A 13,813-nucleotide genomic window follows, 5' to 3' on the forward strand; every position below is an offset into this window, starting at 1 on the left:
CAATTGAACGAACATAACGATAGTCTCGACCAGTTGAAACGTGCCGCCCTGCTGCGACTGCTCAAGCAACGTGGCGCAACGCGGGTCATCGAAACCGTTACCGACGACATGGCTCCCGTCGACCGCGCCGCGCCGCTGGCGCTGTCGTTCGCCCAGCAAAGGCTGTGGTTTCTCGACCAGTTGGACCCGACGGCCAGCGCCGCCTATCACATCCCCGCCTCGCTGGTGCTGCGCGGCGCCCTCGACCGAGTTGCGCTCACGCGTGCCCTCGATCGTCTGGTGGCGCGGCATGAAAGCCTGCGCACCACCTTCCGCCGCGACGGCGAACAACCGATGCAAGTGATCGCCCCGGCCGATTGTGGCTTCAACCTGCTGGAACAGGACCTGCGCCACCTGCCTCGGGACGAGGCCGGGCGGCAAGCGGCCCGGCTGGCGGAAGAGGAAGCGGCCCGAGCGTTCGACCTGCTGCACGGTCCGCTGATCCGCGGCACATTGCTGTGCCTGGCCGACGATGAGCATCGGCTGTTGATCACCCAGCACCACATCATCTCCGACGGTTGGTCCATTGGCCTGCTGGTCAAGGAATTCGCCGCGCTGTATCAGGCATTCAGTGCCGGCCAACCCGATCCCCTGCCGCCGCTGGCCCTGCAATACGCCGACTACGCCGCCTGGCAGCGCCGTCATCTGCAGGGCGAGCGCCTCGACCAGCAAGTGGAGTTCTGGCGCGCCCACCTGGCCGGCGCCCCGGCGTTGCTCGCGCTGCCCACCGACCGGCCACGCCCGGCGGTGCAAAGCTACCGGGGTGAAACCCTGGGCTTCGACCTGCCGCCCGCACTGTCCGCTGCCATCGCCCGGTTCGCCCAGTCCCGCGCGGCGACGCCGTTCATGACCCTGATGGCGGCCTGGGCGGTGTTGCTGGCACGGATCAGCGGCCAGCAGGACCTGGTGATCGGCACCGTTGCCGCCAACCGCGACCGCCAGGATGTGCAGTCGCTGATCGGCTTCTTCGTCAACACCCTGGCCCTGCGCATCCGCCTGGAAGCCAACCCGACGCTGGAGCAGGTGCTGCAGCAGATCAAGGACCTGATGCTGGAGTCCTCCAGTCGCCAGGACACCCCGTTCGAGCTGGTGGTCGAAGCCCTCAAGCCGCCACGCAGCGCCAGCTACAGCCCGGTGTTCCAGACCATGCTCTACACCAACGCTGGGGGGGCCGGCGGCCAGTTGCACCTGCCGGGGCTGGACCTGGAGTTCCTGCCGTCGCGCAAGGACAACACCCAGCACGACCTGTCCCTGCACATCGACGAAGGTGGCCCGAGCCTGTCGTGCAGCCTGTCCTATTCCACCGCGCTGTTCGACGCCGCCACCGTCGAGCGCCTCGCGGCGCGCTTCGAACGCCTGCTGCAATGTTTCACCGAAGCACCGGACACCCGCATCGGTGCATTGGAACTGGACCCGACCCTGGTCTTGCCGGCAATCACCGCGCTGACGCCAATGCCGGAGCGCATGCCCCTGTCCTATCACCAGGAACGGCTCTGGTTCGTCGACACTTTCGAGAGCGGTTACCTGTACGACGCCAACCCGGTCTATCACAACATCCCATTGCTACTGGAACTGACCGGCGAGATCAACCAACCGGCCCTGCAAACCGCCCTCGATGGCCTGCTGGCCCGTCACGACATCCTGCGTTGCCGGGTACTGAGCGACGGTGCGAGTGCCTGGCAGTGCTTCGACGGGCCGGCCACCCTGGCCCTTGAACGGATCCAGGGTCACCCGGACACCCTCGCCTCTCAGGCCCTGGCCGAGACCCGTCGGCCGCTGGCCATGAACGGTGGCAGCCTGGTGCGCGCCAGCCTGGTGCAAGCGGACGAACGCACCGCCGTGCTGGCGATTGCCGCGCATCATTTGCTGGCCGACCGCACCTCCATGCAATTGCTCAAGCGCGACCTGCTGGCCCTCTATGCCGCGGCCTGCGCCGAGCGCAACGCCGAACTGCCGCCCCTGCCCCTGGGCTATGGCGACTTTGCCGCCTGGCAACGCCAGCTCCCGGCCGCCGTGCTGGAGAACCTGCGGGCCTATTGGAGCTATCAGTTGCGCGGCAAGCTGCAAGCCCTGGAGCTGCCGCTCAATCGCCCGCGCATGGCCGTGCATGTGTTCGCCGAAGCGACCCACGCCTTCACCCTCGAAACGCCGTTGGTACGCCGCCTCGACGCCCTGGCCCGAGAGGTCGGCGTGAGTACCGACAGCCTGGCCCTCAGCGCCTTTACCGCGTTGCTGCGCCGCTATGCCGGCCACGATGAACTGGTGATCGGCACCACGGCCGCCTGCCGTGAGCCCGGCCTGGCCGACGTCGTCGGGCCGCTGGACAACTTGCTGGTCATGCGCGGGTTCTGCGACAGCGACACCACCTTGCAACAGCTCTGGGAACAGACCAGCCACAACCTGACCCAGGCCCTGCGCCATCGCCACATGCAGTTCGACCAGTTGGTACTGGCCCTCAACCCGGCCAAGGACATGAGCCGCACGGCGCTGTTCGACGTGCTGTTCAACTTCCAGCACGACACCGACGCCAGCACGCTGGTCGCGGGGCTGGCGGTCAGTACCCTGGAAAGCAACCTGGGCTATGGCAAGAACGACCTGCACCTGCTGATCAGCGCTGGCGAACAACGCTGGGCCGGGCATGTGGTGTACAACGCGGAGTTCTTCGACGCCGGGTTCATCCAACAGTTGATGCGTCACTACGTGCGCCTGCTGGAAGCCTTTGTCGAGGATGCCCGACAGCGCGTCGACGATGTTCCCCTGCTGGACAGCGCCGAGCGGCAGCGGCAGATCATCGACTTCAACGACAGCGAAGCGGCCTGGCCCGACACCCTGACCCTGCAGAAAATTTTCGAGGAGCAGGTCCGCCACACCCCGGACCGCATTGCCGTCAACCTCGGCGAGGAACAGCTGAGCTATCGCCAGCTCAACGAACAGGCCAACCGCCTCGCCCACCGCTTGCGCGCCGCAGGTGTGCGGCCCCAGGAACTGGTGGCCATCACGCTGGAGCGCTCGGTGCAGATGATCGTCGCCACCCTGGCAGTGCTCAAGACCGGCGGCGCCTATGTGCCCATCGACCCGGCCTCGCCCCACGAGCGCATTGCCTACGTACTGCGCGACAGCGGCGCCCGCAAGGCCATCGCGTGCCAGGACATGGCGCCGGCGCTGCTGGCGCTGGGTATCGAAGTCCTTGATCCGACCCTCGGCAACGTCGATGCCAGCGTCGCCAACCCGACCCACGTCAACACCCCGGACCACCTCTGCTATGTGATCTACACCTCGGGTTCCACCGGAGAACCCAAGGGCGTGCTGCTGGAACACCGCAACGTCGTGCGCCTGTTGCACAACAATCGACTGGACTTCCAATTCAGCGCCAACGATGTCTGGTCGTTGTTCCACTCCAATGCCTTCGATTTCTCGGTCTGGGAAATCTTCGGTGCCCTGCTCTACGGCGCGCGCCTGAGCCTGGTGCCCGAGGCCCTGAGACGGGATCCGGCAGCGCTGCTGGGCTTCCTCGAGCACGAACAGGTGACCGTGCTGAACCAGACCCCCTCGGCGTTCCATCAACTCAGCGCCGCCGCGCTGGCGACGCCGGACGTGCGCCTGGCGCACCTGCGCTACGTGATTTTTGGCGGGGAAAGTCTGGAGCTGGGCAAGCTCGAGGCCTTCCACCGTGCCTTCGGGCATGTGGCCCTGGTGAACATGTACGGCATCACCGAAACCTGCGTCCACGTCACCTACAAAGCCATTGACGAGGCGGACATCGCCGCCGGCATCTCCAACGTCGGCCGGCCGATTCCGACCACCGTGGCCTACGTGCTCGATGCCCGGCAACGGCTGCTGCCGGTGGGCGTGGCCGGTGAGATCTGCGTCGGCGGACTGGGGGTCGGCCGGGGCTACCTGAACCGTCCGGCCTTGAGCGCCGAACGCTTCATTGCCGACCCGTTCCGTCCCGGCGAACGGCTGTATCGCTCCGGGGACCTGGGCAAGCTGCTGGACAACGGCGAAATCGTTCACCTGGGCCGGATCGACGCCCAGGTGAAGATTCGCGGTTTCCGCATCGAACTGGGGGAGATCGAAGCCAAGTTGCTGGCCTGCGAGGGCGTGCGTGAAGCGCGGGTATTGGCCCGCGAGGACGCGAGCCAGGGCAAGCGCCTGATCGCCTATCTGATTCCCCGTTCGGGCGCGGTGCTGGAAGTGGCCGCCTTGCGCAAGCAATTGGGCGCGACCCTGCCCGACTACATGATCCCGACGGCCTTCGTCAGCCTGCACGCCTATCCACTCACGGCCAACGGCAAACTCGACCAGGAGGCCTTGCCCGAACCGGACCTGGGCGCCATGTCCGAGCGCGGCTACACGGCCCCCGAGGGCGCCACCGAAACCGCCCTGGCGCAGATTTTCCAGGCGCTGCTGGGCCTGGACCGCGTGGGTCGCCATGACAGTTTCTTCGAACTGGGCGGGCATTCCCTGCTGGCCGCGCAATTGGTTTCTCGGGTGCGCCAGCAACTGGGCTGCGAGCTGATGCTGCGCGAACTGTTCAGCCACCCCACCGTGGAAGAACTGGCACGGGTGGTGGGTCACCCGCACACCGCCTTGGCCCAGACCATCGGCCTGGTCGACCGCAACGGGCCGCTGGCGTTGTCGTTCGCCCAGCAACGCTTGTGGTTCCTCGACCAGCTCGATTCCGGCGCCGGCAGCGCTTATCACATGCCGGCCGCCTTGCTGCTGCGTGGCGATCTCGACCGTGCGGCCCTCAAGGCCGCGCTGGATCGCCTGGTGGCCCGGCATGAAAGCCTGCGCACCACCTTCGAACGCCACGGCGAACAGCCGGTGCAGGTCATCGCTCCTGCGGACTGTGGCTTCGCCCTGGCCGAACAGGACCTGCGCGCACTGTCCTATGAACAGGCCAGCCTCAGCGCATCGCGCATCGGCAACACCGAGGCCCTGGCGCCGTTCGACCTGAGCCGAGGGCCATTGATTCGCGGACGCCTGCTACGCCTGGCCGATGACGAACACATCCTGCTGATCACCCAGCACCACATCATCTCCGACGGCTGGTCGGTGGGTGTGCTGGTCAGGGAATTCGCCGCCCTCTACCGGGCCTTCGCCCAGCAGCAGCCCGATCCCCTGCCCGCATTGCCGATCCAATATGCCGACTACGCCGCCTGGCAGCACAAGGCCCTCGACGGCGAACGGCTCAATCGCCAGGCCGAGTTCTGGCGAGAGCACCTGGAAGGCGCGCCGTCCCTGCTGTCCCTGCCCACCGACCGTCCCCGTCCTGCGATGCAAAGCTATCGGGGCGGCGACGTTGCGGTGACTATCGCCCCGGCATTGCGTGAGCGCCTGGAGCACTTCTGCCAGGCACACAACGTGACCCTGTTCATGGCGCTGCTCAGTGCCTGGTCGGTGCTCATGGCGCGCCTGGGCAACGAACAGGACGTGGTCATCGGCGTACCGACGGCCAACCGCAGCCGCACCGAGACCGAAAACCTGATCGGTTTCTTCGTCAACACCCTCGCCCTGCGCGTAGACCTGACGCAGGACCCGAGCGTGACGCAACTGCTGGAGCAGATCAAACAGACCACCCTGGCGGCCCACGAACACCAGGACATTCCCTTCGAGCAAGTCATCGAAGCCGTACAGCCGCCCCGCTCCCTGAGCCACAACCCGCTGTGCCAGGTCGCCCTGTCGCTGGACAACACCCCGGGCGGTGGCGAACTGAGCCTGCCCGGCCTGACCCTGGTGCCTGTGGCCCAGGCCCATGAAACCTCGCAGTTCGACCTGATGCTGACCCTGGGCAATGACGGCGGCACGTTGTCCGGCGTGATCGAATACGCCAGCGACCTGTTCGACCGCGCCACCGTGGAGCGTTTCGCCCAGCATTTCCAGACCCTGCTCGAAGCCATGGTGACGGATGTCGAACAGCCCGCGCTTGGCTTGCCGTTGCTCAGTCCTGCACAGCGCCAGGCCTCGCCAGCGGCGTTGCCGCCCAAGGCCGTGTTCACCCCGCAACCGTTGATTCATCAGCGCTTCGAACAACTCGCCGCCGCCCAGCCCCAGGCCATTGCCCTGGTCTTTGGCGAAACGAAACTGAGCTACCAGGCCCTCAATCGCCGGGCCAACCGCATCGCCCAGACGCTGCTGGCCCAGGGCGTGCGCCCTGACGACCGGGTGGCGATCCTGGCTCGGCGCGGCGTGGAAATGGTCTGTGCGGTACTGGCGGTGCTCAAGGCCGGTGCGGCCTATGTGCCGCTGGACCCGGCCTACCCCGCCGAACGACTCGGCTACCTGCTGGACGACAGCACCCCGGTCGTACTGCTGGCGCAACCGACGTGCCTGGGCGCACTGCCTGAGCACGCCGTGCCGGTGGTGAATCTCGACGATGAGCTCGCGGCAGACGACCTGGCGGAGCTGGACCGCAATCCGGACGCCCACGCGCTCGGCCTGACGTCGCGGCACCTGGCCTATGTCATCTATACCTCGGGTTCCACCGGGTTGCCCAAAGGGGTCTTGGTGGAGCACGGCAACGTGGCGCGCCTGTTCGACGCCACCGCCGGACTGTTCGACTTCGGTCGCAACGACGTCTGGACGCTGTTCCACTCCTTTGCGTTCGACTTCTCGGTCTGGGAAATCTGGGGCGCGCTGAGCTACGGTGGCAAGCTGGTGGTGGTCCCGAGCGAAGTGGCCCGTTCACCCGACGATTTCTATGCACTGGTCTGCCAGCAACGGGTGAGCGTGCTGAACCAGACGCCGAGCGCCTTCCGCCAGTTCATCGAGGCCCGTGAGCGCAGCGACCTGGAACACGCCCTGCGGGAAGTGATTTTCGGCGGCGAGGCCCTGGACTTCCGCAGCCTGCGGCCGTGGACCGCGCGCACGGCAGTGTCCCGCACGCGCCTGGTGAACATGTACGGCATCACCGAAATCACCGTGCACGCCACCTACTACCCTGTCAGCCAGGATGAAATCGACGCGGGCGCGCCCAGCCTGATCGGCCCTCCATTGCCCGACCTGTGCCTGCGCATCCTCGACGACTACAGACAACCCGTGCCGGTGGGGGTCAATGGCGAGATCTACATCGGCGGCGCCGGTGTGGCCCGGCATTACCTCAATCGCGACGAACTGAATGCCGAGCGCTTCATTCCCGACCCGTTCGCGACACAAGCCGATGCCCGGCTGTACCGCACCGGCGATATCGCCCGCTACCGCGCCGACGGTGCAGTGGTCTATGTGGGCCGCAACGACTCGCAGATCAAGATCCGCGGTTTCCGCATCGAACTGGGGGAAATCGAAGCCCAACTGCTGGCCTGCGCCGAAGTCCGTGAAGCCCTGGTGGTCGTGCGCGAGGACCAGCCCGGTGACAAACGCCTGGTGGCGTACCTGATCGCCCATGATGGGGTCGTCGTGGAGTCGTCGGCCTTGCGCAGCCAACTGGCGAGCGTGCTGGCCGAGCACATGGTGCCAAGCGCCTTCGTGACCCTGGCGACCTGGCCGCTGACCACCAACGGCAAGCTGGACCGCAACGCCTTGCCGGTACCGGACGCCTCCGCCGCCGCGAGCCAGCGGTATGAGGCACCGCTGGGCGCCATCGAAATCACCCTGGCCAATGCCTGGCAGGAGTTGCTCGGGGTAGAACGGGTGGGTCGCCAGGATCACTTCTTCGAACTCGGCGGCCATTCCTTCCTGGTCATCAGCCTGATCGAACGCCTGCGCCAGGCCGACCTGCAATTGGATGTGCGCACGGTGTTTGCCGCGCCGACCCTCAAGGCCATGGCGGCGGTCCTCGCCGGTGGCAACAACGCCCAGCGGGTCGTCCCGGCCAACCTGATCCCCGCCGACTGCACGATCATCGAACCGCAGATGTTGCCGCTGGTGACCCTCAGCCAGGCGGAAATCGAGCAGATCGTCGCCGACGTGCCTGGCGGGGCCGCCAACGTGCAGGACATCTACCCGTTGTCGTCGCTGCAGGAAGGCATCCTGTTCCACCACTTGCTGCAGTCCGAAGGCGACGCCTACCTGATGCGCACCGTGGTGACGTTCAGCCGCCGCCAGGTGCTCGACGACTTCCTCGCCGCCGTGCAAGTGGTCATCGACCGTCATGACATCCTGCGTACCGCCCTGCGCTGGCACGGCCTGCCGCAGCCGGTGCAGGTGGTCCATCGCCAGGCACGACTGCCGGTGGTAACCCTGGACGGTTTCCCAGGCGAAGACGCCATGCAGGTCCTGCGCGAGCACACCGACACTCATCACTTGCGACTCGACCTGCAGCGGGCTCCGCTGATCGCGGCGTACATCATTTACGACGAGCCCCAGGACCAATGGCTGCTGGCGTTGCTCGACCATCACCTGGTCAGCGATAACGTCACCTTGCGCCTGATCATGCTGGAAATTCAGGCGATCCTGGCCGGCCAGGCCGACAGCCTGCCGCCCTCCCAGCCTTACCGTAACTTCATCGCCCAGGCCGCCAGTGTTTCCCAGGCCGATCACGAAGCCTATTTCCGCCGCTTGCTGGCCGACGTCGATGCCACCACGGCGCCTTACGGCGTGCTGGATGTCCGGGGCAACGGCGCCGGGATCAAACGCGCCGTGAAACACCTGGGCGACGAACTCAGCGCCCAGGTGCATCACATGGCACGCCAGCAAGGTGTGCCCACTTCCGTGCTGTTCCATGCCGCCTGGGGTTTGGTGGTGGCGGCGACCAGCGGCCGCGACGACGGGATTTTCGGGACGGTGCTGTCGGGTCGCTCCCAAGGCACCGCTGGCGCCGACCACGCCTTGGGGATGTTCATCAACACCTTGCCGATGCGCATTCGCCTGCAACACAACACCGTCAGCGACATTGTCCGCGACGCCTACCAGCAACTCAGTGAACTGCTGACCCACGAACAGGCCTCCCTGGCCCTGGCCCAGCGTTGCAGTGCGGTGGATGCCTCACTGCCATTGTTCACCGTGATCCTCAACTGCCGTCATGGCGACCTGGTGAACGCCTCCGGGGAAAACGTCGAAGACATGGGCGACCACGAAGGCATGCACTTCATCGCCTCCGAAACCCGTACCAACTACCCCATCGAGATTGCCGTGGCGAATGTGGGCAGCGGGTTCTCCCTGACCGCCCAATCCGTCACCGGCATCGATCCGCAACGCATCGCCGCCTACCTGGCCCAAGCCGTCGCCGCGCTGGTCGAGGCCCTTGAACAGGCCCCGGAACGCCTCGCCAGTCAATTGGACGTCGTGCCCGCCAGCGAACGTCAGTTGCTGCTCGAAGACTTCAACCGCACCATCAGCGATTTCGGCCCGGCGCAACCGATCCACCAGCTGTTCGAAGCCCAGGTGCACGCCAACCCCGACGCCGTGGCCCTGGTTTGCGAACAACAGCAATTGACCTACCGCCAGCTCAATCGCCGCGCCAACCACCTGGCCCGGCAGTTGCTCGCCCTGGGCGTGCAGCCCGATCAGCGCGTGGCCATCTGCGCCGAGCGCAGCCTGGACATGATCGTCGGCCTGCTGGGCGTGCTCAAGGCCGGCGCGGCCTACGTGCCCATCGACCCGGCCCACCCGGCCGAGCGCATGACGTTCATGCTGCAGGACAGCCAACCCCAGGCACTGTTGACCCAATCGGCGCTGTCCCTGCCCTCCGGGGAACTGCCGGTGTTGCTGCTGGACACCGTGGAATCGTTGCAAGCGGTGGACGATTCGGCGTTCGATGCCAATCCCCAAGTACCGGGCCTGAGCGCGGAACACCTGGCCTACGTGATCTACACCTCCGGTTCCACCGGCCAGTCCAAGGGCGTGATGGTCGAGCACCGTTCGGTGTTCAACTTCTGGCACGTGCTGACCCGCACCACCCACCAACACTGCCCGGCCCCGGCCACCGTGGCCCTGAACGCCGGGTTCTTCTTCGACATGTCGATCAAGGGCATCGCCCAGCTGTTCTCCGGCCATCGCCTGGTGATCATCCCGCAACTGATCCGCGCCAGCGGCCACGAGTTGCTGGACTTCCTCGAACAGCACCAGGTGCACGCCTTCGACTCCACCCCGTCGCAGCTCGACACCCTGCTCGCCGCCGGCCTGCTGGAGCGCAGCAGCTATCAGCCAGTGAGCGTGCTGCTCGGTGGCGAGGCGATCAATGCCGCGACCTGGACGAAGTTGCGCAACTGCCCGAGCATCCGTTTCTACAACATGTACGGCCCTACCGAATGCACGGTGGACGCCACTATCGACCTGATCCGCGACCTCGGCGAACGCCCGAGCATCGGCCGGCCGATTGCCAACGTCCAGGTCCACGTGCTGGATGCGCGAGGCGAACCGGCACCGTTGGGGGTGGCCGGGGAAATCCATATCGGCGGTGCCGGCGTGGCCCGGGGTTACCTGAACCGGCCGGAATTGAGCGCCGAGCGTTTCATCGCCGATCCGTTCAGCGGTGAGCCGAACGCCCGCCTGTACAAGACCGGCGACCTCGGTCGCTGGCTGGCCGATGGCACGCTCGAATACCTGGGGCGCAATGACTTCCAGGTGAAAATCCGCGGTTTCCGCATCGAGTTGGGTGAGATCGAGAACGCCTTGGTGGCCTGCCCGGGTATCCGCGAGGCCGTGGTAATCGCCCGGGAGGACAGCCAAGGCGATACGGACAGCAAGCGGCTGGTCGCCTATGTCTGCGGCGAACCGGTCCCGGCCGAGCAACTGCGCAGTGCCTTGTTGAGCGGTCTGCCGGAGTACATGGTGCCCAGCGCCTTCGTGCATCTGGATGCCCTGCCCTTGACCGCCAACGGCAAGCTCGACCGCCGTGCCCTGCCCGAGCCCGGCTTGGAATCCCTGGCCAGCAAAACCTACGAGGCCCCCCAGGGCGATACCGAAATCGCCATTGCCGAGATCTGGAAAGGTTTACTGCACCTGGACCAGGTCGGCCGCCATGACGGTTTCCTCGAACTGGGCGGGCATTCGCTGCTCGCCGTGCAGTTGCTGTCGCGGCTGCGACGCAAGTTGGGCGCACGACTGACCCTGCGCGAACTGTTCGACGCGCCGACGGTACGGGGTCTCGCTGCCCTGGTGCAGGCCGCCTCGCCCACCGAAGCGGTGTCGATTCCCTTGGCCAATCGCGCGGGGCGCCTGCCGTTGTCCTTCTCGCAACAGCGGTTGTGGTTCCTCGATCATCTGGACCACGCGGCCGGCGCGGCCTATCACCTGCCGCTGGCCTTGAGCCTGAAGGGCGCGCTGGACAAAGCGGCGCTGCAAGCCACCCTCGACCGCCTGGTGGCACGTCACGAAACCTTGCGCACGCGGTTCGAGCTGGTGGACGACGAGCCATTGCAAAAAATCGCCCCGGCCGACTACGGCTTCCGACTTGAGCAACAGGACCTGCGCGCCATCGCCCCGGATGAACGCCAGGCCATGCTCGAACACCTCGGTCGGACCAACGCCACGCAACTGTTCGACTTGCACAGCGGGCCACTGATGCGCGGCCACCTGGTGCAAGTGGCCGATGATGACCATGTGCTGTTCATCACCTTGCATCACATCGTTTCCGATGGCTGGTCCAACAGCGTGCTGGCCCGCGAGGTCAGCGCGCTCTACAGCGCCTTCATCCAAGGCCAGAAAGATCCGTTGCCGCCCCTGGCGCTGCAGTACGTGGACTATGCCGCCTGGCAACGACAATCCCTTGAAGGCCCGGCACTGCAAGCGCAGATCGACTTCTGGCGACAACACCTGGAAGGTGCGCCCGTGCTGCTGAACCTGCCACTGGATCGTCCGCGTCCGGCGATACAGCGGTATACCGGCGGCATCATCGAGTGCAGCTTTTCACCTGCCCTCAGCGCCGACCTGCGTGCGTTCAGCCAGGCCCGGGGCACCACGTTGTTCATGGTGTTGCTGGCGGGATGGTCGGTGTTGATGAGCCATCTGAGTGGCCAACACGATGTGGTCGTCGGCACGCCAGTGGCCAACCGTCAGCGTCCGGAGCTGGAGGCGTTGATCGGCTTCTTCGCCAACACCCTGGCGCTGAGGGTCACCACCGAGCGCGATACCCGCGTCGACGAATTGCTGGGGCGAATCAAGGACCTGACCCTGGCCGCCTACAATCACCAGGACCTGCCTTTCGAACAGGTGGTGAGCGCCTTGCAACCCACTCGCAGCATGAGCCACAGCCCGTTGTTCCAGGTGATGTTGAGCCTGGACAACACGCCGCCGGCACCGCTGCAACTGCCTGGGCTTGAGGTGCAGACCCTGGCAAGCCCCCACAACACCACGCAGTTCGACCTATCGTTGTCGCTGATCGACAATCGCGAACGCATCGGTGGCAGCCTGCAATACGCCAACGACCTGTTCGACATCGCCACCGTGCAGAACATCGCCAGCCTTTTTGCCAAGGTCTTGGAGAACCTGGTGACCGACCCACGGCAATCCATCGGCCAGTTGTTGCAGAGCACACCGCCGCTGGTGCGCTCGGCCAATGCCGTCGTCCAGCCTGCCATCGCCGGAGACGGCCCCGCGCCGCGGCCTTACGAAGCGCCGGAAGGGCACACCGAGCTCGCCATCGCGGCCCTCTGGCAGGACCTGTTCAAACAGGAGCGGATCAGCCGCCACGACGACTTCTTCAGCCTCGGCGGCATTTCGCTGATGGCGGTGCAAATGGCCTCTCGGCTGCGCAAAGTCCTCGGTAAACCGATCGCCGTGCGGGATCTGTTCGTCGAGCCGACCCTCGCCGGTTTCGCCAGGACCCTCGACGGCCAGTCCCGGCCCGGGGCCCAGCGCAATCTGGTGCCGATCCGCCGCACCGGTTCCCAGCGGCCGCTGTATCTGGTCCATCCCTTGGGCGGTGAAGTGCAATATGCGCGGGACCTGGCGCCGGTGCTCGACCCCCAGGTACCGGTCTATGGCTTGGCAGCCAGTGGGTTGGTGGCGGGCGAGGCACCGCTGTCCGACGTGCCGGCCATTGCAACGCGTTACCTGACGGCCATCCGCCAGGTGCAGCCGCAAGGTCCGTACCGGATCGCCGGTTGGTCAGCCGGTGGCCTGATCGCCTATGAAATGGCGCGTCAACTGCAGGCTGGGGGTGAAGCCGTGGAGTTTCTCGGCATCATCGACGCATCGGCCCGTCCGGATCCGGTGCCCGAGCCCTCGATCAGCGAAGCGCAGTTCCTGATGGCCTGGCTGCCCGAGCAGATCGACCCCGGGCTGTTGCGGCAACTGAACCTGCTGGCGGAACACTCGGACATCGACGCCATGCTGACGCTGTGCACCAACCACCGCCTGCTACCGGAGGAACTGCCCCACGACATCGACGCCGCCCTGCTGCGTACGCATCTGGAAGTCGCTTATCGGATGCGCCTGGCCATCGGCGCCTATATCAGCCCACCCAGCCCGCTCAAGGTGTCGCTGTTCACCGCGAGCGAACAGGAACGCAGCGATCCGACCCTGGGCTGGCGTGGGTTGCTGGCCGATCAGGTGAGCGTGACGGCCCTGCCCGGCACCCACAACACACTGGTCAAGGCGCCTCATGTGGCCCGGCTGGGCGAGGCGATTTCCCAGGCCTTGAAAATCGTCGCGATGGCATAGACCGCCTTGGGCTGTCCTGGGAGCAATCCGCGGGGCAGCCCAAGAGGTGGACGCAAAGCCGCGTGCCTGAGGGCAATGTCCCCGTTTTCCGCTACAGACGTTCGCTACCTGCAACCGCTTAAATACCCCCTCGAGCTGAATCGTTTCTGTGGATGGATTCCACAGGCGATGCCTGATCGCCCGCCGGTCAGGACTGTCACCCACCGCACGATCACTCTAAAAGGGAGCC

General features: G+C 65.9%; 1 protein-coding gene. It reads left to right on the forward strand.

The annotated features are described in order from the left end of the window. Positions 1-3 precede the first annotated feature (3 nt). Positions 4-13,584 carry an amino acid adenylation domain-containing protein gene (locus ACMTA2_RS20090; RefSeq protein ID WP_413791436.1) on the forward strand — a complete coding sequence of 4,527 codons (13,581 nt, stop codon included), beginning with the start codon at positions 4-6 and terminating at the stop codon, positions 13,582-13,584. Positions 13,585-13,813: the final 229 nt, after the last annotated feature.

It is taken from the genome of Pseudomonas medicaginis (assembly GCF_965119365.1).
Lineage (GTDB): Bacteria > Pseudomonadota > Gammaproteobacteria > Pseudomonadales > Pseudomonadaceae > Aquipseudomonas.